The organism is Comamonas sp. UBA7528, assembly GCF_002479375.1.
In the GTDB taxonomy this organism is placed as follows: Bacteria; Pseudomonadota; Gammaproteobacteria; order Burkholderiales; family Burkholderiaceae_C; genus Comamonas.
In genome coordinates, this window is record NZ_DLMU01000005.1 from 279,941 (window position 1) to 304,435 (window position 24,495).

Here is a 24,495-nt window from a genome sequence, read left to right on the forward strand (position 1 = left end):
GCACCGGACCACCGCCGCCAGCGGAGCGGCACAAGGGAAGAAGCCAAGAGTGACAAAGGCGCCGCAGGGCACACGCAGGTCGTGCCGAGGCGCCCAGGGAAAGCGTCCAAGCCCAGGCATGGGCCGCACCACCAGAGAACCATGGTGTGGCGCGACCGCGCGCACCCCATGGCACTGCTGTCGCCGGGATACGGCCGCTCAGTCCAGCAACAGTTGGCGCACCAGCGCCGTGGTAGAGGCATCCACCCCGTGCCAGTCCTCGCGCGCAATGCGGTCCTGCAGGTCCTGGGCCAGCAGCTTGCCCAGCTCCACGCCCCACTGGTCAAAGCTGTTGATGCCCCAGATCACACCCGAGCAGAACACGCGGTGTTCATACAGCGCCACCAGGGCACCGAACGAGGCCGGATCCAGCCGCTCCAGAAGCAAAAAAGTGCTGGGACGGTTGCCTGGGCAATGCTGTTCGGGTCGGCCATCGTGGCGGCCCATCAGCAGGGCCTGGGCCTGGGCCACCGCGTTCACCACCAGGCTGCGGTGGTGGGCCCCCAGGTGCTTGCCGCCGTCGCGCAGGGCGATGAATTCCACAGGCACCACATCCTGGCCCTGGTGCAGCATCTGGAAGAACGCGTGCTGGCCGTTGGTACCGGGCTCGCCCCAGACCACGACCGAGGTCTGCACCCGGACGGGCCGACCGTCACGGTCCACGCTCTTGCCATTGCTCTCCATTTCCAGCTGCTGCAAATAGGCCGGCAGGCGGCGCAGGCCATGGCTGTAGGCGGCCATGCAGCGGCTGCCATAGCCCATGAAATTGCGGTACCAGACGTCCAGCAGCGCCAGACGCACCGGCAGGTTCTGTTCCAGCGGTGCCTGCACGAAATGCGCATCCATGGCGTGGGCGCCGGCCAGCATCTCGCGAAAGCGCTCCGCCCCCACCGCAATCGCCACCGGCAGACCGATGGCGGACCACAGCGAATAGCGCCCCCCCACCCAGTCCCAGAATGGCAAGGTGGTGTGGATACCAAAATCTGCCGCAGCGACCGTGTTGGTGGTCAGCGCGACAAAGTGGCGTGCCACGGCCTGGGCCTGTTCTTCAGCAGACAGTGCCGCCGTCTGCGCCATGAACCATGCCCGCGCCGAACGGGCATTGAGCATGGTTTCCGCCGTGGTGAAAGACTTGGAGGCCACGATGAACAGCGTGTGCCGGACATCCACCTTGTCCAGCACATGGCCCAGTTCGTGGCCGTCCACATTGGAGACAAAGTGAAAACGCTTGCCGGTGGTCACCCAGTCTTCCAGGGCATTCACCGCCACTTCCGGCCCCAGGTGGGAGCCGCCAATGCCGATGTTGACCACATCGGTGATGCACGCGTCGCCCCGAACCTGCTCGGCCAGTGCCAGCATGGCGTCCAGCGTCTGGTGCACATCGCGCAATGGCTGCTGCAATGCCGTGTGACCGGACAGGGTTGCCGCCAGTTCACCGCCATCGGCTGGCATGCGCAGCAGCCAGTGCATGGCCGCACGGTGCTCGGAGGTGTTGATGGCCTCCCCCGCAAACAAGGCCGCGCGCCAGGACTCCAGGCGGCATTCGCGCGCCAGGGCCATCAGCGCAGCCTCCACCTGCGCATCCCAGGCATTTTTGGACAGGTCCGCAAACACATGGGGGGCCTGCAGGCTGAAATCCGTCAGCCGCCGCGCATCGCTGGCAAATGCCCCCCTAATGTCCCAGGCCTGCGCCTGTTGGCTACGCAGCAGCATCAAGGACTGCCATGCGGACGTCTGATCACAACCCATTCACTGTGTCTCGTTGTTGTTCGGATACCCGATTCAAGCCGCAGCCGCCTGCATCAGCTGCTCCAGCTTCACCGCATCGGCCACAAAGGCACGAATACCTTCCGCCAGTTTTTCCGTGGCCATGGCGTCCGCATTCAGGGCCAAGCGGAAACCAGCTTCGTCATAGTGCACACGCTCCAACGTCATGCCCTGGGCCGCTGCCGCATTCAGCTTGTGCGGCACGTCACCGGAGGCTGCCTGCAACTGTGCCAGCAGATCGGGCGCGATGGTCAGCAGGTCGCAGCCGGCCAGCGCCAGAATCTGCCCCACATTGCGAAAGCTCGCGCCCATCACCTCGGTGCGAATGCCAAAGTGCTTGTAGTAGTCAAAGATGCTGCGCACCGATTGCACGCCGGGGTCGTTGTCACCGGCCATGGCTGCTTCGTCCCAGCCCGCACCGGCCTGCTTTTTGTACCAGTCGTAGATGCGCCCCACAAATGGCGAGATCAGCTGCACCCCTGCGTCGCCGCAGGCGATCGCCTGGCAGCGGGAAAACAGCAGCGTCAGATTGGTGTGAATACCTTCGCGCTCCAGCTGGCGGGCGGCCTGGATACCTTCCCAGGTGGCCGCGACCTTGACCAGCACCCGCGCCTCCGTATCCACCCCCTGTGCCTGGTACAGGCCCACAATGCGCTGCGCCCGCGCCACGGTGGCGGCCGCGTCGAACGACAGGCGGGCATCCACCTCCGTGGACACGCGTCCCGGCACCTTGGTCAGGATCTCGCATCCGAAACGCACGATCAACTGGTCCATCAGTGCAGAAATATCCGCCCCTTTACCCTGCGCAACCACTTGCTGCAGCAATGGGGCATATTCCGGTTTCTGCACGGCTTTCAAAATCAGCGATGGATTGGTGGTGGCGTCCTGGGGACGGAACTGTTCCATCTGCTGAAAATCACCGGTGTCTGCGACCACCGTCGTCCAGCGCTTGAGCGCTTCGAGCTGGTTCATACTTCTGATCCTGATGTGAAAGCCTGACAGTTGCATCGGCCGGCAAAAGCTCCGGCCGCTGGGGCGTAAGTGTATGCGCCTGCGCTGTGTGCCTTTTTTTGAATAACGCAAGTGTTTGTCATGCTGGACCGGATAGCTGCTTCCCTCCCCTCCCTCGCCCCCGCCGAACAGCGTGTGGGCGAACTGGTTCTGCACGACCCCAAGGCATTCGCCCATCTGCCGGTGCGCGAACTGGCCGAACGCGCCCATGTCAGCAAACCCACGGTGGTGCGCTTTTGCCGCAGCATGGGTTATGACGGTCTGGCGGACTTCAAGCTGAAACTGGCCGGCCATGCCAATGAAGGCGTACCCTTCATCCACCGCAGTGTCGATCCGGACGACAAGCCGGCCGATGTTCTGGTCAAGGTCATCGACAACTCCGTCGCCGCGTTTTTGCAATACCGCAATGCAGCATCCCCGATCCAGCTGGAGCAGGCCGGCCTGGCCATTTTGCGCACCTGGAAACAAGGCCGGCGGCTGGAGTTTTACGGCGCCGGAAATTCCGGCATCGTGGCCCAGGACGGCCAGCACAAATTCTTCCGCCTGGGGATCACCAGCCTGTCGAGCAGCGACGGACATATCCAGGTGCTGAGCGCCACCATGCTGCGCCCAGGCGACTGTGCAGTGATCGTGTCCAATTCCGGCCGCACCCGGGATTTGCTGGACGCGGCGGAAATTGCCAAAGCCAAAGGCGCCACCGTGATTGCCATCACCGCCAGCCATTCTCCGTTGGCCAGCCTGTGCGACATCCATCTGGCAGCCGACCACCCGGAAGGCTATGACGTCTACAGCCCCATGGTCTCCCGCCTGCTGCATTTGCTGATCATCGACGTACTGGCCACCCATGTTGCCCTGCAAATGGGCCCCGAATTGCAACACCAGCTGCAGCAATTGCGCACCAATCTGCAATCCAAGCGGCACAGTCCGGAACTATAAAAAAACCGGCCAGTGGCCGGTTTTTTTGCAAGCAGCGCCGCTTCAGAAGCGATGGCGCAGACCCGCAGTAATACCCGTACGGGTACGTGCATGGCTGACTGTATCGATTTCCATGCCGGCGCCGCCGCTGATGCGCGTGTGGTCCACCGCAAAATAGGCATCCGTGCGCTTGCTGAATGCGTAATCCACGGCAGCGATCATGAAATTGGCCTTGCCGTTGTGCGAGCCATCGGCATCACCCGACTGCTTGGCATGAAAGTAATGCAGGCCTGCATTCAACTGGGGCGTGATCTGGTAGCCAAAACCCACCTTGATCATCTGGCGCTTATCCGCACCACCCGGCTGGAAACCGCCATTGGTCTGGCCTGACCACATGCTGCCCACAATCGCCAGATCGGTCGCATTGCGGACCTGACCGGCAATATCCGTTGCCCCTGCACGTTGGATCTTGATCTTGTTCTGGCCATAGCCCAGATTGAGATACAACGGACCCGAGCGGTAAGAACCACCCAGTGTCCAGGCGTCCAGGTCGGAGCCACCAGGCAGTGAAGTGCGCAGATAACCGCCGCCCAGCGAGATGCCGTTCTCGGAATAACGTAGGAAACCGCCCATCTGCTTCAACGCGCCCCCGGCCACAGCCGGGATATTGGCTGCGGCGTAGCTGTTCACGGCCGCTCCAACCTGCGCGGCAATATATTGCGGCACCGACATTCCCGCTGCTGCTGCTGCTGTTGCCGTTGCCGGAAGGTTGCCCTGCAAAGCAGCTTGCCTTGCTGCACCGGCCGCTTGCGCGCCCTGTGTCAAAGCATCCGTGTTATTACCTTCTGCAAACGAATACTGCAGCGTACCCACCCAATTGCGCGAGGGCGTGGCCAGGGTGTATTTGAGCGAGTTGCTGGAACGCGCACCGGCAGCCATCCCCAGCTCCGGCTTGTAGGCGTCCATATAGGGCGAGTAGGGGAAGGAGGCGTAGGTGGAAGTCACCACATCAAACAGCACATTCCACTGGCGGCCCATGGTCAGCTTGCCATAAGGGCCTTGCAGACCCACATAGGACAGCTGGAAATAAGGCGCGGTCGCATCCTTGTCACCGGTATCCGCATTGAAACGGTGTTCCACGTGCGCCAGGGCCTTGGAGCCACCACCCAGGTCTTCTTCGACGTTCAGGCCCCAGCGGCTCTGGGACATGCCGCCACCGATCATCTTGGTCAGGCCGTCCTTGCCGGCACCTTCGTTGTTGGTGTGGCGCACGCCGACGTCCACAATGCCCCACAACTCCACCTTGCTCTGCGCCTGGGCGGCCAGGGAGCCCCCCAGGCCCACCAGAGCGATTGCCACGCTCACCGCGGTCTTTGTATGCATCAGCTGTCTCCTTCGTGAATATGTGTAATTGGCTGTGTGCAATTTCATTCTAGAAGGGGCAGGACGACAAAAGTGCACTCGCGTGCTTTTTTGCCACAGGCAGAAACCCTAAACGAAAAAACCAGCCCGAAGGCTGGTTTTTTGTCTTGCTAACCGAAGCAGGCTTGCGCCTGCGTCCAATTAGAAAGCGTGACGGATACCGACTTGCAGACCGTGCTGCGAGCCGTTGTCCTTCACAGCAACACCAGACTGCAGAGAAATGTTCATGTTCTCGCCGTCGTTGTTCTTGTTCTTGATGTAGGTGTAAGTACCGTACAGAGCAGTGCGCTTGGACAAGTTGTGCACATAGCCCAGAGCAAACTGGTCGGCCTTCAGCTTGAAGCCGTCTTCAGCCTTGTTTTCGTAGCGGTTGTACGAAGCCTTCACTTCGCCAGCAGCGCCGACAGGAGCCGACACGCCCAGGTAGTAGCCGCGAGCCTTCAGAGATTCGCCGCCGTCTTCCTTGGCCTTGGAGTTGCGATAAGCTGCCGACAGCTTAGCCACACCCAGGTCATACGAACCGCCCAGAGCCCATGCGGTCACATCAGCCGACAGAGGGAAAGGACCGGTCACAGTGCCAGTGCGGTCGTTCTGACGTTCAGCCGACAGACCCAGGCTCAGAGGACCGTTGTCATAAGTCAGACCACCACCGAAGTAACGGTTTGCCTTGTTCTCGCCAGCGACTTCACCAAAGCCGTAGTTCACAGCAGCCTTGAAACCGCTGAAGTTAGGCGACACGTAAGTAACCATGTTGCTCACGCGTTGGTTGGTCGTGGAGACCTGGCCGATTGCGGCGTCAGCCCACAGACGGGACACGCCAAAACCAACTTGACCGAACACGTCGTAACGGCTGGTGGCCTTGTAAGCTTCGGTCAGGTCGCGACCCAGACGCACTTCACCGAAGCCGCCTTCCAGACCCACGGTCGAACGACGCTTGAATTCCAGACCGGAGCCCGAAGCACCGCCGGATTGACCGGAACCGGAGTCAGCCAGCATGCCGGCTTCCAGCCAGAAGTTGGCCTTCAGGCCACCGCCCAGGTCTTCCACGCCGCGGAAGCCGATACGGCTGGTAGCGTTGCCACCGGAGTTGATGCCGTTCCAGTTGGTAGCGCCATTGACGTAGGACACGGCTTCGTCGACCACGCCGAACACGGTCACGGAGGATTGGGCCATTGCGGCGCCGGAAGCAGCCAGCACAGCCAGGGCGATCAGAGATTTCTTCATTGCGAGTTACTCCAAGGTTTACAGAGGGCGGCGGAGCGGGAATCGTCTTCTTACAGGACAACCTGGCCGACATCCGCGCCAACCTCCTGGTGGGGAAGTTGAGCCTATTGCACCAGACCGGGGAGGGATGCGCAAAGCAATTCACCTACATGACTGCCAAAAACGCGCTTTTACGTTGCTCTTAAGCAACAGATGCGAATGACGCCCGCCCCCGCGCCCCGTGACAGTGCACGGGGCTGTGCGGCCGTTCAGCCCTCGACGATGTCGAAGCTGGTGGTGATCTGCGCCGTTTTGCCCAGCATGATGCTGGCGGAGCAGTACTTCTCGTGGCTCATGGCGATTGCGCGTTCCACGGCGGTGGCAGGGACACCTTTGCCGGTCACGGTGAAATGCATGTTGATGGCGGTGAACACCTTGGGCTCTGTATCGGCACGTTCGGCCGATAACTTGACACTGCAGCCGCGTACATCGTGGCGGCCGCGCTTCAGGATCAGCACCACGTCATAGGCCGTGCAGCCGCCGGTGCCGGCCAGCAGCGCTTCCATGGGACGGGGCGCCAGGTTCTGGCCCCCATTGGCGGGATTCTTCTCGTCCGGCGCACCATCCATGGCCAGGATGTGGCCGCTGCCGGTTTCTGCAATAAAGCCCATGCCCGAGCGCGTGCCCGTAGCGCCAGTCCAGCTGACGGTGCATTCCATATCAAGGTTCTCCTAGTGCTAAGCGTAGTCCGGCTGAAAGTTTCAGCCGTTCCTGAAAATTCAGTATTTGTTGCGACGCAACAGAAAACTGCATACAATGCGAATCATGCGTTATCCGATTGTCGGATGGACAGCACGAAGAAGACTTTCTCTTCGTCCCCGCACCGATTGTCTCCTCCACCTCCTCTAACGGTGGATTCAGCCCCAAGCCCGCAACGGCTTGGGGCTTTTTTTCGTGCAGTTGCGGGCACACGCCTCAGGACTGCATTGCCCGGCATCGGCCCATACCTTCCTGCGCGCCATGCCGCGCGATGGCAGGCTACGTAGTGTGCGCTGCAGCATCCGTGCAGCAAATGCCTATGATGGTAGCCCTCGCGCACCGCGCCTCCGGCGCTGCGGCACCGCTTCTGGCACCTATTCCATGACGAAGACACCCCTCACCCCTGCCGACTATCTGACCCGCATCCTGAATGCACGCGTCTACGACGTGGCCGTGGAGTCGGACCTGGACATTGCCAAGAGCCTCAGCCGCCGTCTGCACAACAAGGTGCTGCTCAAGCGCGAAGACCAGCAGCCCGTCTTCAGCTTCAAGCTGCGCGGCGCTTACAACAAGATGGCCCACCTGTCGGCCGAGCAACTGCAAAAAGGAGTGATCTGCGCCTCCGCCGGCAACCACGCCCAGGGGACGGCCATGAGCGCCAGGAAGCTGGGTTGCCGGGCCGTCATCGTGATGCCCACCACCACGCCCCAGGTAAAGATCGACGCCGTGATCGCCCTGGGCGGCGAAGCCGTGCTGGCAGGAGAAAGCTATTCCGACGCCTACAAGCACGCCGTCAAGCTGCAAAAAGAACAGGGCCTGACCTTTGTCCACCCTTTCGACGACCCGGACGTGATTGCCGGCCAGGGCACCATTGCGATGGAAATGTTGCGCCAGCTGCAGCAGCTGGGCAGCCAGCGCCTGGATGCCGTGTTTGTGCCCATTGGAGGCGGCGGCCTGATTGCTGGCGTGGCCAATTACATCAAGGCCGTACGGCCTGACGTCAAGGTGATTGGCGTGCACACCAAGGACTCCAACGCCATGCAACAGTCGGTACAGGCCGCCCAGCGCGTGGAGCTGGCCGATGTCGGCCTGTTTGCCGACGGCACGGCTGTGAAGCTGGTGGGCGAGGAAACCTTCCGCATCACCCAGGGCCTGGTGGACGACTTTGTGACCGTGGACACCGATGCCGTCTGCGCCGCCATCAAGGACATCTTCACCGACACCCGCTCCATCGTCGAGCCTTCCGGCGCCCTGGGCGTGGCTGCCATCAAGCAGTACGTGGCCCGGCACAAGACCAAGGGCGAGACCTACGCCGCCATCCTGAGCGGCGCCAACATGAACTTCGACCGCCTGCGCTTTGTGGCAGAGCGCGCCGAGGTGGGCGAAGAACGCGAAGCGCTGTTTGCCGTGACCATCCCGGAAGAACGTGGCAGCTTCAAGCACTTTTGCGAAGTGGTGGGCAAGCTGCCCGGCGGCCCGCGCAGCGTCACCGAGTTCAATTACCGCATCAGCCACGACAGCAGGGCCCATGTGTTCGTGGGCCTGACCACGCCGACCAAGGGCGAATCCGAGAAGATCTGCAAGAATTTCCAGAAAAACGGCTTCGAAGCCCTGGACCTGACCTTCGATGAAATGGCCAAGGAACACCTGCGCCACATGGTGGGCGGCCATTCCCCACTGGCCCAGGACGAGCGTCTGCTGCGCTTTGTCTTCCCCGAACGCCCCGGTGCACTGTTCAAGTTCCTCAGCCTGATGGCCCCGACCTGGAACATCTCGCTGTTCCATTACCGCAACCAGGGCGCGGACTATGGCCGCATCCTGGTCGGCATGCAGGTGCCAGCCAAGGACAGCAAGAAATTCGAGAGCTTCCTCAAGCAGCTGGGCTACCCCTGGGTCGAGGAAACCCACAATCCTGCCTACCAGCTGTTCCTGAAATAAGCCGCACGGCGCGTTGGCGCCGTCTCCACCCCTTCTCCACCCCTTCCAGGGTGGAGGCACGTGGGCAAGCGGGGCCCGCAGCGCCAGACATGGGGCTGCCGGTTCCCTGCGCCGCATCCGATACAGTATTCCGCAGCGGCGTGTTCCACGCTTTGTCACACGCAACATCAGCGCCCGCAACGCATATTTCAGGAGTTGCTCCCCCACCATGCAGGCCTTGCGCCACTTTCTATTGGCTGTGCAATTCTTCAGCCGCATCCCCGTCAACGGGAAGCTGGCCGCCTGGGTGGGCTGGAGCCCGGCGCTGCAGCGTGCCAGCGCCGGGCATTTGCCAGGGGTGGGCTGGCTGGTGGGCCTGTGGGCCGCCTTGCTGATGGGCGCCTCGCTGTGGCTGCTGCCCACCACCAGCTGGACGCCGCTGGTCGCCGCCCTCCTCAGCACGGCAGGTACGCTGTGGCTGACCGGCGGTTTCCACGAAGACGGCCTGGCCGATGTGGCCGACGGACTGGGCGGTCTGGTGCCGCCCGAGCGGGCGCTGGAAATCATGAAAGATTCCCGCATCGGTGCGTATGGCGTGATGGCGCTGGCCATGGCCTTGCTCACCAAGCTGGGACTGACCGCCCTGCTGCTGGCGACCATGGAGCCGTTCTGGGGCCCGGTGCCCGTATTGGTTCTGGTGTGCTGCACCCATGTGCTGTCACGCTTTGCGCCGCTGGTGCTGATGCACACCCTGCCCCATGTGGGTCTGGCCGCTGCCAGCAAGACCCTGCATGTCGCGGGACAGCCGCTGGATTGGAAAGGCCTGCTCACCGGCGCACTGTGGAGCCTGCCAGCCCTGGCCCTGCTGAGCTGGCTGGGCACCTACCGCTATGTGCTCTGCCTGCTGGCAGCCATGGCCTTTACCATCTGGTGGGTGCGACGCTGGCTGTGGCGCCGCCTGGGCGGCATGACGGGGGACTGCCTGGGCGCCTGCCAGCAGTTCACCGAGCTGGCTTTGCTGCTGGCCACGGCCCTCTACCTGCGCCAGTTGCTGTGAGCATGGCATGAGCACCTTGTGGCTGCTGCGACATGCTCACCCGTTGGTCGATGCCGGCGTCTGCTACGGCAGGCTGGATGTGGCCGCCGATACGGTGCGCACAGCGCAAGCTGCACACGATTTTTCAACCCTGCTGCCTGCCGGAAGCGTGCTGCGCCACTCCCCCTTGCGCAGATGTGTGCAACTGGCCGATGCACTGGTTGAACAAATACCCGCTTTGGCACCTGACCGCCACCCCGATTCGCGCCTGCAGGAAATGGACTTCGGCAGCTGGGAAGGGCGGCCCTGGGAGCAGATACCCCGCCCCGACATCGATGCCTGGGCTACCGATCTGGCCACTTACGCCCCCGGCGGCGGTGAATCCCTGACCGCCATGCTGCGGCGTGTGCAACAGGCTTTGCAGCACAGCTGGGGCCACGACAGCGGGCAGGGACTGCGTGATGTGGTCTGGGTCACACACGCCGGCGTGATCCGCTGCGTGCAATGGCTGCAGCAGCACGGCAATAGGCTGCCCACCAGCGCCGAATGGAACCTGCCCGCGCCGGGTTATGGCCAATGTCTGGCCCTGCCATGGGATGGTCTGGCGGGCATGCAGCCCCCGTGAGCTCTTGACCTCTCACAGCACAAGCTTGGATCCTGGTGCCGCGCACGGCACACTCTCAAGACAGCACCTGTTCCTGCGCGTCCTACTGCTCCTGGGCACTCCCCCATCCGATCCCGGCAGGGCACGGTGGGCGCCACAGAACCCACTCCGCCCTGGCCTTCATTTCGCGTCCATGCCCATGCCCATGCCCATGCCTTTGACCCTGTCCCCCGAAGCCCAGCAGCAGGCCATTGCCTCTATCGAACGCTATTTCCGCGAGCACATGGACGAGCCCATCGGCAATGTCGCTGCCGGCGGGCTGCTGAAGTTCTTCGTGGAAGAAGTCGGTCCTGCGCTCTACAACCAGGGCGTTGCCGATGCCCAGGAAAACTTGCAGGCACGCGTGGCCGAACTGGACATCGAGGTACACCACGAGGCCTTCGCCTACTGGAACCAACGGACTCGCTGCAAGTGAGCCACCGCTGCCGACAGCACCTGTACATGTACCGAGCGGTACAGCAGCCCCACAGACCAGAGGCCATCCCCCACCCCGCCCCAAGACCGCTAGCCTGTGCCTGACAATGGCCCCATGTTGGAATCACTACGAACCTGGGCCGCCCCCTATGGCGGCGACGCCTTTCTGTACCTGACCGTGCTGGCCGTGGCCAGCTATGCAGCGCTGCTGTATTTCAAGGCGAGCGTGCCCACGGCACGCCTGCGCCGCTTCATCCGCCTGGCAGCGCTGGTGGCGTTGCCGTTTTCCGTGCTGGCCATGGAAACCGGCGGCGGCCAGAACCTGGGCATTGCCATTCTGTCGCTGGTGTGGTGCGTGATCATCGGCATCACCTGCAAAAACGAAATGTCCCGCCGCAGCGAGTGAGCCACGCGGCACAGCGACGCGTGGCTCACTCGCCCGCGCAGCAGTCTGCATGCTGACCCAGCGCCTGGAGCACAAAACCCATTCCAACCGGCTTCCGGCGCGCAGCGACACGATTTGATTTTTCCCTCAGGAGAACTGCCATGACCGACTTTCCCCCACGCCTGCCCCGCCTGTCCATGCTGGACCTGGTGGCCGTGCGCGAAGGCGGCACCGTGCGACAGGCGCTGGACATTGCCCTGGACACGGCCCGCAAGGCAGAGGAGCTGGGCTTTGCCCGCTACTGGCTGGCCGAACACCACAACATGCCGGGCATCGCCAGCTCGGCCACTGCGGTGCTGGTGGGGCATATCGCCGGTGGCACCTCCACCATCCGCGTGGGTTCGGGCGGCATCATGCTGCCCAACCATGCACCACTGGTCGTGGCCGAAGCCTTTGGCACGCTGGCCGAGCTTTATCCCGGCCGCATCGACCTGGGCCTGGGCCGGGCGCCCGGCACCGACGGCCCCACCATGCGTGCGCTGCGCCGTGACCGGGTGGAATCGGAAGAGGATTTCCCCCGCGACGTGACCGAACTGCAGCGCCTGCTGGGCCCGGTGCAGGACCACCAGCGCATCGTCGCCATGCCCGGTGCCGGCACCCATGTGCCTATCTGGCTGCTGGGCTCCAGCCTGTTCTCGGCCCAACTGGCGGCTGCCAAAGGCCTGCCCTACGCCTTTGCCTCGCACTTTGCGCCACGCATGCTCCACCAGGCGATTGCGCTGTACCGCCAGCTGTTCCAGCCGTCGGCCCAGCTGGACAAACCGTATGTGATCGTCGGCGTGCCGGTGATTGCCGCCCCCACCGACGCCGAGGCCGACTTCCTGGCCAGCAGCACCTACCAGCGCGTGCTGGGCATCCTCACCGGCCAGCGCGGCCGCCTGCAGCCACCGGTGGAGCACTACATGGCCAGCCTGGGCCACCAGGAAAAAGCCGCCATCCAGGACTTTCTGGCCATGGGCGTGGTCGGCGGCCCTGAACGCATGCGTGCCGGCCTGTGGTCCATCGCCCAGGCCACGCAGGCAGACGAGCTGATGCTGGTGTCCGATGTCTACGACCCCGCGCTGCGGCTGCGCAGCCTGGAAATCACGGCACAGGCAGCCATCTGGTGAGCACGGCGCCCTGACGGCGCCGCACCACAACGGGGAGGACTGCATCCCATCCTGCTCAGGGCCGTCCCCGATTCGGCTTGGCGCCCCACTACGCCACGCATGGCTGCGGCGCAACAGCCCCACCGCAGTGCATTCATGCTTCCCCTGCTGCCGTCTGGCGCGGTTTTTGCTTGTTTTTAGTGCGTCCCGTGCTTTTCACGTGCACGCGCACCAAGAACAACCAATATCAGCTGGAGCGCTTCATGGAAGCACTAAAACAGGGCGCCGATGCCCTGTTCATTTTGATGGGCGCGGTCATGGTCCTGGCCATGCACGCGGGTTTCGCCTTTCTGGAACTGGGCACCGTGCGGCGCAAGAACCAGGTCAATGCACTGGTCAAGATCCTGGTGGACTTTTCCGTCTCCACCGTGGTCTATTTCGCCGTGGGCTACGCCGTGGCATATGGCACGGGCTTCTTCGTTGGCGCCGAACAACTGGCAGCACACAACGGCTACGCGCTGGTGAAGTTCTTCTTTTTGCTGACCTTTGCCGCTGCCATCCCCGCCATCATCTCGGGCGGCATTGCCGAACGCGCCAAGTTCTGCCCTCAGCTGATTGCCACGGCCATCATCGTGGGCTTGGTCTACCCTTTCTTTGAGGGCATTGCCTGGAACGGCCACTTTGGCGTGCAGGCCTGGATCAAGTCGCTGACCGGGGCAGAGTTCCACGACTTCGCCGGCAGCGTGGTGGTGCACGCCGTGGGCGGATGGATTGCCCTGGGCGCGGTGCTGCTGCTGGGCCCGCGCAGCAACCGCTACCGCCGCGACGGCGCGATTGCCGCCACCCCGCCCTCCAGCATCCCATTCCTGGCGCTGGGCGCCTGGATCCTGACCGTGGGCTGGTTCGGCTTCAATGTGATGAGCGCCCAGAGCCTGGACAAGATCTCTGGACTGGTGGCTGTCAATTCGCTGATGGCCATGGTGGGCGGCACGCTGGCCGCGCTGGCGCTGGGCAAGAACGACCCCGGCTTTGTGCACAACGGGCCGCTGGCCGGCCTGGTGGCAGTCTGCGCCGGCTCGGACCTGATGCACCCGCTCGGCGCCCTGGTGGTGGGCGGCGTGGCCGGCGCGCTGTTCGTGGCCATGTTCACGCTGACACAGAACAAGTGGAAGATCGACGATGTGCTGGGTGTCTGGCCGCTGCACGGCCTGTGCGGTGTCTGGGGCGGTATTGCGGCTGGCATCTTCGGCACCCAGGCACTCGGCGGCCTGGGTGGCGTGCACCTGGGCGCACAGCTGATCGGCACGCTGATGGGCGTGGCCTGGGCCACGGCCGGCGGCTTTGCCGTGTACGGGCTGCTGCGCAAGACCATGGGCCTGCGCCTGAGCCAGGAACAGGAATTCGACGGCGCCGACCTGTCCATCCACCGGATCGGTGCCACGCCCGAGCGCGAAGCCAACTGGTAAGCACCGCGCTCTCACCACGGGCAGGCAGCAGGCATGTGCCGGGAAACGCTATGCTTGGCCATTGCCCTGGCTGAAAGACTGCATGCCTGTTTCCCTGCACGACCAACTGGTGGTGGCCATCTCCTCGCGCGCCCTGTTCGATTTTGAAGAGGAAAACCAGCTCTTCGACCGGGACCCTGGCGGCTATGTGGCACTGCAGCGCAGCCGGCTCGACCAGCCGGCCCCGCCCGGCGTGGCGCTGCCGCTGGTGCGCAAGCTGCTGGCCTTCAACTCCCCCGAGGAGCAACGGGTGGAAGTGGTGCTGCTCTCGCGCAATGACCCTGTCAGTGGCATGCGGGTGTTCCGCAGCGCCAAGGCCCACGGGCTTTCCAGCATCCAGCGCGGCGTGTTCACCCAGGGGCGTGATCCTTTCGGTTACCTGCGGCCGCTGGGCGCCCATCTGTTTCTGTCCGCCAACGCCGCCGATGTGACCGAAGCCCTGCGCCTGGGCTACCCCGCCGCCCGGGTGCTGACCGAATCCGCCGGCGCCAGCGCCGCCCATCCGCAGGAAGTACGCATTGCCTTTGACGGCGACGCCGTGCTGTTCTCCGACGAAGCCGAGCGCGTCTACCAGACCCAGGGACTGGATGCCTTCCAGCGCCATGAAATGGAGCATGTGGCCCAGCCACTGCCCGACGGCCCGTTCAAACCGCTGCTGGCCGCACTGCACCGGCTCCAGCAGGCCGCCCAGGCCGGCACCACCAGCGGCATGCGACTGCGTACCGCCCTGGTCACCGCCCGCAGCGCCCCGGCGCACGAACGTGCCATCCGCACGCTGATGGACTGGAACATCGGGGTGGACGAAGCCATGTTCCTGGGCGGTCTGGCCAAAGGGGAATTTCTGCGCGAATTCGAGCCCGACTTCTTTTTTGACGACCAGACCGGCCATGTCACCTCGGCTGCGGCCCATGTGCCGGCGGGCCATGTGCGCAGTGGCATTGCCAACCCCTGATCCCGCGCGGCTTGCACGCACCTCTTTCTAGGAAATGCCTGTCGTACGGCGTGTCGCAGCCGGTGATCGGCATCATCCATGCAGCAGCCGCCAGACGGAGATACATCGGCTTACCCTGGTTTACCCCAGCAACGCACCCGGTTTGCAGAACGGCACCACACTGGTGCCCTGTCCCGTTTTTTGGAAATGAGCCCATGCCCCAGTCCGCCCTGTCCCGCCGCCTGTTGATGCCCCTGGTACTGTGCTGCGCTGCAGCAGCGTCGCTGCAGCCTGCCTGGGCAGAAGGCCAGATCGACCCCGTGGCCATGACCGGACCGGATGGCAAGCCGCTGTCCAAGGGCGAGATCAAGGCCATCAAGGACTTCCAGATGCTGGACTTCAACAAGGACGGCAAGATCAGCCGCAAGGAGCTGATGCTGGTGCCCAAGCTCTATGCGGGTTTTGACGAGGCCGACACCAACAAGGACAACTACCTGTCACTGGAAGAGGTGCGGGTGTTCGCCGCCAAGTACCGCGCACGGCGCGATGCCGCCAAAGCAGCCCAGGCAGCGGCCACGCCGCAGCCCGCCCCCGAAGCTGCCGGCAACAGTCCCGCCGCCACAGCCAAGTAAGTGCGCGGTGTGTGCCCGGGCAGAGCGCTCGGGCGATGCCCATGAAAAAAGCCATGCATCCGCATGGCTTTTTTCATCAGTGCCGGCGCTGACCATTACAGACCGTTGGTGCGCTTGACCGTGACATCCTCGTAGGTCAGCCGCTCGCTGGCCGCACGGGCGGGTTGCACTTTCTGGTGCACCTCCTGGCCCTGCTCCTTTTGCTGGGCCTCCAGCGAAGCCTCCACCGCCATGGCACTGGCACGCCACAGCGACTGGATGTGTTCGATCAGCATCTTGGAGATGGGCTCTTTTTTCTGCTCTTCCTCCACCGCCTTTTGCGCCTCGGCCTTTTGCTCCACGCGCTGCGTCCAATCCAGGTTGCGGTCGTCCTTGTCGGTGGGCTTCTCAGGCGTGCGGGCCTGCGCACCCTCGCCAATCTTGTCGGTGGACTCGACGTTGTTCACCTGGTTGACCGGGCGAATGGGAGCCGGCCCCGAGGCGCCGGTGGAATACAAATTGGCAGCCTGCGAATTCCATTGGATGGGATTGCGATCAACAGGTGGTATTTGCATGGCGTGGCCCTCGGTGGTGTTGTATGGATAGTGGACGCGGAATTCCGCTGTTCCTTCATCCTTTCGGCAGTCGTGAGGGAAAGTTTAGGTTTTTTTACAAACATTTCCAGCGCAGTACAAAGGGGCCGACAAACGGCCCCTGGAACACAAACTTCGCGCCGGAAAAAAGTAAGTAAGCGCTTACAAAAAGCGCTCCAGCAGCTTGCGAGAATGCTTGTCCAGCTGGGTCGTATCCGGAATCCGGTATTGCACGCCGTCGCTGCCGCTGATCAGCAGCCGGGTGCGCCCCGCCAGCTTGCGGATGTCTTCCTCGGCCTTGAGCACCATCTGGGCGCTGCCCCGATCGGTCTCCAGATCCCAGGTACTGGGGGTGGAGAAACTCGACACCTTGCGAATGGACTGGATAGTGGGCACAAACTCCCGCACCGCCAGATCTTCCTCGATCAGCGCACGGGCGTCGGCGGGCAGGTCGGCCATGCGGTCCACCCACAGCGCTTCCTTGCCATCGCTGCCCACCAGGGACAGACCTTCCTCGGGTGCCGCCAACGGGAAGGCCCGCACCGGCACCACGGATTCAAAGACCTGGCCGCTGCCCAGGGTCAGCACCAGGCGGCCATGGGCGTTGCGCGTCAGGCGCATCCCTGTCAGATCAGCATGGGACGTGTGCAGCATGGCTTATTCCTCGGTCGTCACTTGCAGCTTCAAGCCCGCTGCCTGGGCATCTTCCTCGGCACGGCGTGCCTGGGCGTCGTACAGACGGAAGTAATGGCCCTTGAGTGCCATCAATTCGTCGTGCGGCCCCACTTCCACGATCTCGCCACGGTCCATCACCACCAGGCGGTCGGCCTTGCGCAGCGTGGACAGACGGTGGGCGATGGCGATCGTGGTGCGGCCTTGCACCAGGTTGTCGAGCGCCTTCTGAATCTCTTTTTCCGTCTCGGTGTCCACGGCGGATGTCGCCTCGTCCAGGATCAGGATGCGCGGGTCGATCAGCAGCGCACGCGCGATGGAGATGCGCTGGCGCTCCCCTCCCGACAGGCCCTGGCCACGCTCACCCACCAACGAGTCATAGCCGTGGGGCAGGCGCAGAATGAACTCGTGCGCATGGGCAGCACGGGCCGCCGCCACGATTTCTTCCCGGGTCGCATCCGGCTTGCCGTAGGCGATGTTCTCGGCAATCGTGCCGAAGAACAGGAAGGGCTCCTGCAGCACCAGACCGATGTTGCTGCGGTAGTCGGACACGGCCATGCGGCGCACATCCACGCCATCAAGCTGGATGGAGCCTTCGCTGACGTCATAGAAGCGGCAGATCAGATTGACCAGCGTGCTCTTGCCCGAACCGCTGTGCCCCACCAGACCGATCATCTCGCCGGGCTGGATCTGCAGGTCCAGGTGCTTGATGACCGCACGGCTGCCGTAGCGGAAGCCCACATCCTCCATGGTGATCGCACCGCGGGCCTTGCCCGGCAGCTTCACCGGGTTGACCGGGTCGGGCACATTGCTGACATGGTCCAGGATGTCAAAAATGCGCTTGGCGCCTGCGGCCGCCTTTTGCGTAACCGAGACAATGCGGCTCATCGAATCCAGGCGCGTGTAAAAGCGCCCGATATAGGCAATGAACGCTGTCAGCACACCCACCGTGATGGAACCACCGGCCACCAGATAGATGCCGAAACCCCAGACGATAAGCAGGCCGATTTCCGTCAGCAAGGTGACCGTGGGGGTGAACACCGACCAGGTTTTGTTGACTTTGTCATTGGCCTGCAGATTGACCAGATTGGCGTCGGCAAAGCGGTCCGCCTCGCGCTTTTCCTGGGCAAAGGCCTTCACCACCCGGATACCAGGGATGGTGTCGGCCAGCACATTCGTCACTTCCGACCAGACACGGTCGATCTTCTCGAAGCCGGTGCGCAGGCGATCGCGCACGGTGTGGATCATCCAGGCGATGAACGGCAGCGGCACCAGGGTCACCAGCGCCAGCCAGGGATTGATGGAGAACAGGATCACCGATGTCATCACGATCATCAGCACATCGGTCGCAAAATCCAGCGCGTTGAGCGACAGAAACAGGTTGATGCGGTCGGTTTCGGCACCGATCCGGGCCATCAGGTCCCCGGTCCGCTTGCTGCCGTAGTAATCCACCGACAGGTTCAGCAGGTGGTTGTAGGTGGTGGTGCGCAGATTGGAGCCTATGCGCTCGGACACCTTAGCCAGCACGAAGGTGCGCGCCCAACCCAGCAGCCATGCCAGCAGCGCCGACAGCAGCAGCGCCCCCAGATAGAAGGCCACCAGACCCTGGTCGATCTTCTCGCCGTTCTGAAAGGGAATCAGAATCTTGTCCATCAGCGGGATGGTCAGGTACGGTGCCACCAGTTGCGCGGCCGTGGTGGCCAGCGTCAGCAGAAAACCCAGCAGCAGCTGGCCCTGGTAGGGCTTGGCAAAGCGCCACAGGCGCAGCAGCACCCAGGTCGACGTCTGGGGGGCTTGCTGGCGGGCGCAGGCGGGGCATTCATCGCTGTCGGGAGGCAAGGGGGTGCCGCAGGTCTCGCACAGGATTTCCTCGTCCTCATGGGCATGGCCCGGGATGCCGCCCTGGGCCAGCAGCTCACGCTGCTGGTCGAAGCGCTGGATCAGGCGGAAAGCCTCGTTCTGCGTGGCCAGGCGAAAACGCCACAGCGCCAGACGCTGCTGGCCATCATGCAGCTCCAGCGTTCCGACCCCGGCATGGTCCGCCAGCTGCAGGCGCAGCGCCGGCGACAAGGCCCAGGAAGTCCAGGCCGCATCGTCCCCGGCACGGGCCCACAAATGCGTTTGCGTGACCGCCACCAGGCCTGGTGCGAAGCGCAAATCCCGGGTCAAGTCAACCGGAAGGGCGGACAATACGTTTTCTTGGGGTGCGAGCTGTGCCCGCAAGTCAGCCCCGAAAGGGCCATCGGAGACGCCAGAGGCATCTACAGAATGGTGATGTTGCATATTGAACAGTTTGTATCCGTTCCGGCAGGATCGCTGCCAGTGGATGGATATGGATGCACTCAATGTGCGCGCCCATTGCGATGGTGTCTGACGACTTAACGCTCCAAACCCCTATTAGGCTGACAACCTCTGTGAAAAGCGACGATATGTGGCCTTTCACACCGCCCGCCCACCACTCATCAAGCGCTGCATCCATGGCGAAGACATTCAACGACATCCAACTCTTGCGCACCACCTTCTTGCGCGGCCCCAGCGTCTGGACCTACCGTCCCGTGTTGGAAGTCTGGCTGGATCTGGGAGAGCTGGAAGACTACCCGTCCAACAAGATTCCCGGCCTCAACGAGCGACTGACCACCTGGCTGCCCGACCTGATCGAACACACCTGTGGCGTGGGCGAGCGCGGGGGCTTCATCCAGCGCCTGGAAGGTGGCACCTGGATGGGCCATGTGCTGGAGCACGTCATCATCGAGTTGCTGAACCTGGCCGGCATGCCTGCCGAATTCGGTCAGACCCGTGAAATCTCCCAGCGCGGCGTCTACCGCATGGTGTTCCGCTGCCCCGAAGAGGCGGTGGCCCGCGTGGCGCTGGAGTACGGCCACAAGCTGCTGATGGCCGCCATCAACGATCTGCCGTTTGACCGCAAGCCGGCCATCCACGCCATCAAGACGGCCATCAACGACCGCTACCTCGGCCCCTCCACCGGCTGCATCGTCGATGCCGCCGGCGAGCGCCGCATCCCCCATATTCGCCTGAACGACGGCAACCTGGTCCAACTGGGCTATGGTGCAGCGCAGCGTCGCATCTGGACGGCCGAATCCGACCAGACCAGCGCCATTGCCGAAGGCATCGCCCAGGACAAGGACTTCACCAAGCGCCTGCTGACCGCCTGCGGCGTGCCCGTGCCCGAAGGCCAGATCGTGGCCAATGCCGAAGAAGCCTGGGAAGTCGCACAGGACATCGGCTTCCCCGTCACCGTCAAGCCTTCGGACGGCAACCACGCCCGCGGCGTGACCCTGGAGCTGTACCAGGAAGCCGACATCAAGGCGGCCTTCGCCTTGGCCCAGCCTGAAGGTTCGGACGTGATCGTCGAACGCTTCATCGACGGCGTGGAACACCGGCTGCTGGTGGTGGGCGGCAAGGTCGTCGCAGCTACCAAGGGCGAAACCGTGTCCGTGCACGGCAATGGCAAGGCCACGCTGCGCGAGCTGGTGGCGGTGCTGAACCAGGATCCCCGCCGCGGCCCCGAACAGGAATACCCGCTGGACTGGATCAATCTGGACGCAGGCGCCGTCAAGCTGGAGCTCAACCGCCAACATGTCACGCCCGACTCCGTGATCCCCCAGGGCCAGGCCGTGCTGCTGCAGCGCAATGGCAACATGGCCATCGACTGCACCGATGATGTGCACCCCGATGTGGCCTACTACGCCACGCTGGCCGCCAAGATCGTGGGCTTGGACATCGCCGGCATGGACATGATTCTCAAGGACGTCTCCCAGCCCATGCAAGGCCAGGGTGCTATTCTGGAAGTCAACGCCGGCCCCGGCCTGCTGATGCACCTCAAGCCCACCAGCGGCGCTCCCCGCCCGGTGGGGATGGCCATTGCCGACCATCTGTTCCCGCGTGAAGACGGCGCCAACGCCGGCCGCATCCCACTGGTGGGCATTGTCGGCACGCGCCACAACGCCTTCATCGCACGCCTGGTCGGCTGGCTGCTGCAGCTGTCCGGCAAGCTCACGGGCGTGGCCAGCAGCGAAGGCATGTTCCTGAACAACCGCCAGACGCAGAAGACCAATACCGCCAACTGGGCCGGCGCCCACCGTCTGCTGACCAACCGACTGGCCCAGGCCGCGGTGATCCAGACCACCTCGCGCTCCATCCTGGAAGAGGGCCTGGCCTACGACCGCTGCCTGGTGGGCGTGGTCACCGACATGGACGGCTTCGAGACCCTGGCCGACCACGATGTGCGCGAAGCCTCCCAGATGCGCCGCGTGCTGCGCACCCAGATTGATGTGGTGCTCAGCGATGGCGCTGGCGTGCTGAATGCCGACCTGCCCGAAGTGGCCGACCTGGCCGAGCTGTGTGACGGCGAAGTGGTGCTCTACAGCGCCCAGGCCGACAACGCCGTCGTGGCCGCACACTGCGGCGCCAACGAAGGCCGTGCCGTGCTGCTGCGCAACCAGCAGGTGATTCTGGCCACCGGCGGTCTGGAACGTGCGCTGGGCACGCTCGACGCGCTGCACCTGCCCACGGGCCATGCGGTGGACAGCTCGGCCCTGCTGGCGGCCATTGCCACAGCCTGGGCCATGGACATTGCGCCCGACCTGATCGCGGCCGGTATCAAGACCTTCGAATACCAGCCTGCCTGAGACCGAGCGCCCGCGCACCCTTGCATTGCCGCTGCACCCGCATCCCGGGCTGCAGCAGCCTCAAAAGAGACACACACCATGGAAATCTCTCGTACCCGTGCCCTGCGTGGCCCCAATCTGTGGAGCCGCAACACCGCTGTAGAGGCCGTCGTGCTCTGCACCCCGGCCGAGTGCAACATCGCCCAACTGGCCGGCTTTGAAGACCGCCTGCGCGCCCGCTTCCCCTCCATCGGCACCTTGCTGCCGCAAGGCGCAGACAAGCCGGTGTCCTTGGCCGATGTGCTGGAACTGGCCACACTGTCGCTGCAGGCCCAGGCCGGCTGCCCGGTCACGTTCAGCCGCACCCATGCCACGCTGGAAGCTGGCACCTTCCAGGTGGTGGTCGAATACACCGAAGAAGCCGTGGGCAAGCAAGCCCTGGAACAGGCCGAAGCCCTGATCCAGGCCGCGCTGAACGACACCCCGTTCGATGCGGCGCCCGTTATCGCGGCCCTGCGCGAGCTGGACGAAGATGAACGCATCGGTCCCTCGACCGGCTCCATCGTGGACGCCGCCGTGGCCCGTGGCATCCCTTTCCGCCGCATGACGGCTGGCTCCATGGTCCAGCTGGGCTGGGGCTCCAAGGCCCGCCGCATCCAGGCCGCGGAAGTGGACCAGACCAGCGCCGTGGCCGAATCCATTGCACAGGACAAGGACCTGACCAAGCGCCTGCTGCACGCCGCTGGCGTGCCCGTGCCGCTGGGCCGCCCCGTCACCGACGTGGACGACGCCTGGGCCGTGGCCCAGGAAGTGGGCCTGCCCGTGGTGGTCAAGCCCCAGGACGGCAACCAGGGCAAGGGCGTGACGGTGAACATCACCACCCGCGCCCAGCTGGAAGCCGCCTACGCCACCTCGCAGCAGTACGGTGACGACGTGATGGTCGAGCGTTTCCTGCCCGGTCACGACTTCCGCCTGCTGGTGGTGGGAGGCCAACTGGTCGCCGCCGCCCGCCGCGAACCGCCCCAGGTGCTGGGTGACGGCGAACACACCATCCGCGAACTGGTGGACATCGTCAACCAGGACCCCCGCCGCGGCACCGGCCACGGCACGGCGCTGACCAAGATCCGCCTGGACGACATTGCCATTGCCCGCATTGCCGGCGAAGGCCTGACCCCCGAATCCGTGCCCGCCCAGGGCCAGCGCGTGGTGCTGCGCAACAATGCCAACCTGTCCACCGGCGGCAGCGCCACCGATGTGACCGACGACGTGCACCCCGAAGTGGCTGCCCGCGCGATCGAAGCCGCCCAGACCATCGGCCTGCACATCTGCGGCGTGGACGTGATCTGCGAATCCGTGCTGCACCCGCTGGAAGAGCAGAACGGCGGCATCGTCGAAGTGAACGCAGCCCCCGGCCTGCGCATGCACCTGGCCCCGTCCTATGGCAAGCCCCGCAACGTGGGCGTGCCCATGGTTGATCTGCTGTTCAACGGCAGCGACGACGGCCGCATCCCCTTGGTGGCAGTGACCGGCACCAATGGCAAGACCACCACCGCCCGACTGATAGGCCAGCTGTTCACCTCGCAAGGCCTGCGCGTGGGCATGACCAGCACCGACGGCGTGTACGTCAACGGCCGCCAGATCGACAGCGGCGACTGCTCCGGCCCCAAGAGCGCCCGCAACGTGCTAGGCCACCCCGAGGTGGACGCCGCCGTGATGGAATGCGCCCGTGGCGGCATTCTGCGCGAAGGCCTGGGCTTTGACCGCTGCCAAGTGGCCGTGGTCACCAACGTGGGCGAAGGCGACCACCTGGGTCTGAACTTCATCACCACCGTCGATGAGCTGATGGTGCTCAAGCGCGTCATCGTGCAGAACGTGGCCCCCAACGGCTACGGCGTACTCAACGCCATCGACCCGCACGTCTCGGCCATGGCGCCGTTCTGCACCGGCAAGGTGATCTTCTTCGGTGCCGATCGCCACCACCCCGTGATGGCCACCCACCGTGCCCAGGGCAACCGCGTGGTCTATGTGGATGGAGACTCCATCGTCGCCGCCGAAGGCTCGTGGCGCGAATCCGTGCCGCTGCGCGACATTCCCGTCACCCGCAACGGCACCATCGGCTTCCAGGTCGACAACGCCATGGCCGCCATCGGTGCCGCCTGGGGTGCCGGTCTGCCCTGGGACACTATCAAGCGCGGCCTGGCCGGCTTTGTGAACGACAGCGACAACGCTCCCGGCCGCTTCAATGTGATGGACTACAAGGGCGCCACCATCATTGCCGACTACGGCCACAACCCGGATGCCATCCGCGCGCTGACCAAGGCAGTCGAAGGCATGCCCGGCAACAAGCGCAGCGTGGTGATCTCGGGTGCCGGCGACCGCCGCGACCAGGACATCACCGAGCAGACCCAGATCCTGGGCCATGCGTTTGACGATGTGGTCCTGTACCAGGACGCCTGCCAGCGCGGCCGCGAGGACGGCGAAGTCATCGCCCTGCTGCGCAAGGGCCTGGAAGGCGCCAGCCGCACCAGCTATGTGACCGACATCCACGGCGAATTCATCGCCATCGACCATGCGCTGGCCCGTCTGCAACCCGGCGATCTGTGCCTGGTGCTGGTCGACCAGGTGGAAGAGGCGCTGGCCCACCTGCAAAAACGCATCGCCGAAGTCTGACCTCCGGCCTGCACGCAGAGCCTGCTCTGCACCGCCCATGCAAAAGCCCCGTCACCGGGGCTTTTTTGCGTTCGGATGCACCGCGGGAGATGCAGACAGGAAGTGCGCCCAAATGGCCACTGGGCCACCAGGCAGCTATGCCGTCTATGCCACCTTGGCCGTGTGCGCCGTCATACGGACCACCAAGGCTGCAGCGCTCGGTGGG

At 64.1% G+C, this 24,495-nt stretch carries 20 protein-coding genes; 12 read left to right on the top strand and 8 right to left on the bottom strand.

The features are described 5' to 3' along the window. Positions 1-198: 198 nt before the first annotated feature. Both pgi and tal read right to left on the bottom strand, forming a co-directional pair. The gene (gene pgi / locus B3349_RS07160; protein ID WP_291587634.1) at positions 199-1,788 is read right to left on the bottom strand and encodes a glucose-6-phosphate isomerase; all 1,590 of its coding nucleotides are present in this window, start codon (positions 1,786-1,788) and stop codon (positions 199-201) included. A 33-nt stretch (positions 1,789-1,821) separates the two neighbouring features. After that, complete coding sequence (gene tal / locus B3349_RS07165) at positions 1,822-2,778, bottom strand: transaldolase (protein WP_291587636.1); 957 nt, start codon at positions 2,776-2,778, stop codon at positions 1,822-1,824. 120 nt (positions 2,779-2,898) lie between these two features. On the opposite strand from tal, the gene B3349_RS07170 reads away from it, so the two are divergent. Further along, the gene (locus B3349_RS07170) at positions 2,899-3,753 is read left to right on the top strand and encodes a MurR/RpiR family transcriptional regulator (protein ID WP_291587638.1); all 855 of its coding nucleotides are present in this window, start codon (positions 2,899-2,901) and stop codon (positions 3,751-3,753) included. Between the two features lie 42 nt (positions 3,754-3,795). On the opposite strand, the gene B3349_RS07175 is transcribed toward B3349_RS07170, so the two are convergent. The 3 genes from B3349_RS07175 to B3349_RS07185 all read right to left on the bottom strand — a co-directional run bounded on the left by B3349_RS07175 (position 3,796) and on the right by B3349_RS07185 (position 7,076). Beyond that, positions 3,796-5,115, bottom strand: a complete 1,320-nt coding sequence (locus B3349_RS07175) for a porin (protein WP_291587640.1) — start codon at positions 5,113-5,115, stop codon at positions 3,796-3,798. A 180-nt stretch (positions 5,116-5,295) separates the two neighbouring features. Continuing rightward, positions 5,296-6,378 (bottom strand): porin, encoded by a 1,083-nt coding sequence (locus tag B3349_RS07180; RefSeq protein ID WP_291587642.1) that lies wholly within the window; start codon positions 6,376-6,378, stop codon positions 5,296-5,298. A 248-nt stretch (positions 6,379-6,626) separates the two neighbouring features. Further along, on the bottom strand, positions 6,627-7,076 hold the full coding sequence (locus B3349_RS07185) for an OsmC family protein (protein ID WP_218333033.1): 450 nt from the start codon (positions 7,074-7,076) through the stop codon (positions 6,627-6,629). Between the two features lie 421 nt (positions 7,077-7,497). Between B3349_RS07185 and ilvA the strand changes: the two genes are divergently transcribed. From ilvA to B3349_RS07230, 9 genes are all read left to right on the top strand, one after another. After that, positions 7,498-9,054 carry a threonine ammonia-lyase, biosynthetic gene (gene ilvA / locus B3349_RS07190; RefSeq protein ID WP_291587646.1) on the top strand — a complete coding sequence of 519 codons (1,557 nt, stop codon included), beginning with the start codon at positions 7,498-7,500 and terminating at the stop codon, positions 9,052-9,054. Positions 9,055-9,262: 208 nt separating this feature from the next. Beyond that, positions 9,263-10,090 (top strand): adenosylcobinamide-GDP ribazoletransferase, encoded by an 828-nt coding sequence (locus B3349_RS07195; RefSeq protein WP_291587648.1) that lies wholly within the window; start codon positions 9,263-9,265, stop codon positions 10,088-10,090. A gap of 7 nt (positions 10,091-10,097) precedes the next feature. Further along, entirely contained in the window at positions 10,098-10,694 is a 597-nt protein-coding gene (locus B3349_RS07200) for a histidine phosphatase family protein (protein ID WP_291587650.1), read from the top strand. A 190-nt stretch (positions 10,695-10,884) separates the two neighbouring features. Then, positions 10,885-11,148 (top strand): DUF2164 domain-containing protein, encoded by a 264-nt coding sequence (locus B3349_RS07205; protein WP_291587964.1) that lies wholly within the window; start codon positions 10,885-10,887, stop codon positions 11,146-11,148. 114 nt (positions 11,149-11,262) lie between these two features. Continuing rightward, entirely contained in the window at positions 11,263-11,553 is a 291-nt protein-coding gene (locus B3349_RS07210; RefSeq protein ID WP_291587652.1) for a hypothetical protein, read from the top strand. A gap of 140 nt (positions 11,554-11,693) precedes the next feature. Beyond that, complete coding sequence (locus B3349_RS07215; protein ID WP_280012579.1) at positions 11,694-12,701, top strand: LLM class flavin-dependent oxidoreductase; 1,008 nt, start codon at positions 11,694-11,696, stop codon at positions 12,699-12,701. Positions 12,702-12,943: 242 nt separating this feature from the next. Then, positions 12,944-14,146 carry an ammonium transporter gene (locus tag B3349_RS07220; protein WP_291587654.1) on the top strand — a complete coding sequence of 401 codons (1,203 nt, stop codon included), beginning with the start codon at positions 12,944-12,946 and terminating at the stop codon, positions 14,144-14,146. An 82-nt stretch (positions 14,147-14,228) separates the two neighbouring features. Further along, positions 14,229-15,137, top strand: a complete 909-nt coding sequence (locus B3349_RS07225) for a 5'-nucleotidase (RefSeq protein WP_291587656.1) — start codon at positions 14,229-14,231, stop codon at positions 15,135-15,137. A 194-nt stretch (positions 15,138-15,331) separates the two neighbouring features. Then, on the top strand, positions 15,332-15,748 hold the full coding sequence (locus tag B3349_RS07230) for an EF-hand domain-containing protein (RefSeq protein ID WP_291587658.1): 417 nt from the start codon (positions 15,332-15,334) through the stop codon (positions 15,746-15,748). A 95-nt stretch (positions 15,749-15,843) separates the two neighbouring features. Here the strand turns inward: B3349_RS07230 and B3349_RS07235 are convergent, their stop codons facing one another. The 3 genes from B3349_RS07235 to B3349_RS07245 form a co-directional block, all read right to left on the bottom strand. Then, on the bottom strand, positions 15,844-16,302 hold the full coding sequence (locus B3349_RS07235) for a hypothetical protein (RefSeq protein ID WP_066540240.1): 459 nt from the start codon (positions 16,300-16,302) through the stop codon (positions 15,844-15,846). 180 nt (positions 16,303-16,482) lie between these two features. After that, positions 16,483-16,974 (bottom strand): cyanophycin metabolism-associated DUF1854 family protein, encoded by a 492-nt coding sequence (locus B3349_RS07240; RefSeq protein ID WP_291587661.1) that lies wholly within the window; start codon positions 16,972-16,974, stop codon positions 16,483-16,485. A 3-nt stretch (positions 16,975-16,977) separates the two neighbouring features. Then, complete coding sequence (locus B3349_RS07245) at positions 16,978-19,275, bottom strand: cyanophycin metabolism-associated ABC transporter (protein ID WP_291587663.1); 2,298 nt, start codon at positions 19,273-19,275, stop codon at positions 16,978-16,980. A gap of 194 nt (positions 19,276-19,469) precedes the next feature. Here B3349_RS07245 and B3349_RS07250 point away from each other — a divergent pair, with 194 nt between their 5' ends. Together B3349_RS07250 and cphA are read left to right on the top strand one after the other, a co-directional pair. After that, a complete protein-coding gene (locus B3349_RS07250) occupies positions 19,470-21,641 on the top strand; it encodes a cyanophycin synthetase (protein ID WP_291587665.1) in 2,172 nt (723 codons plus the stop codon). 78 nt (positions 21,642-21,719) lie between these two features. After that, the gene (cphA, locus tag B3349_RS07255; protein ID WP_291587667.1) at positions 21,720-24,290 is read left to right on the top strand and encodes a cyanophycin synthetase; all 2,571 of its coding nucleotides are present in this window, start codon (positions 21,720-21,722) and stop codon (positions 24,288-24,290) included. Positions 24,291-24,495: the final 205 nt, after the last annotated feature.